The following is a 286-nucleotide window of genomic DNA, read 5'->3' as shown; positions in this document are numbered from 1 at the left end:
CCCTGGCAGGATGCGCCGGCGCAAAGTGAGCATCGTCGCGCAACTCGGACGGCGTCGGCGCATTCAGATCAACAAATGGCTCAAGACCAGCGTAGGTGTCTGAACGAGCCCCGGCAGGATGCGCCGGCGCAAAGTGAGCATCGTCGCGCAACTCGGACGGCGTCGGCGCATTCAAATCAACAAATGGCTCAAGACCAGCGTAGGTGTCTGAACGAGCCCTGGCAGGATGCGCCGGCGCAAAGTGAGCATCGTCGCGCAACTCGGACGGCGTCGGCGCATTCAGATC

Annotated in this window: 1 protein-coding gene; it reads right to left on the bottom strand. The window is 62.6% G+C overall.

The window, feature by feature from the left end; genetic code table 11:
* A partial coding sequence (locus tag QJT78_RS52485) for a hypothetical protein (RefSeq protein WP_281460985.1) occupies positions 1-286 on the bottom strand: 286 nt, incomplete at both ends.

This window comes from Bradyrhizobium sp. Mp27, from assembly GCF_029953005.1.
Taxonomy (GTDB): domain Bacteria; phylum Pseudomonadota; class Alphaproteobacteria; order Rhizobiales; family Xanthobacteraceae; genus Bradyrhizobium; species Bradyrhizobium barranii.
This window is presented reverse-complemented; position numbering and strand designations above follow the sequence as displayed.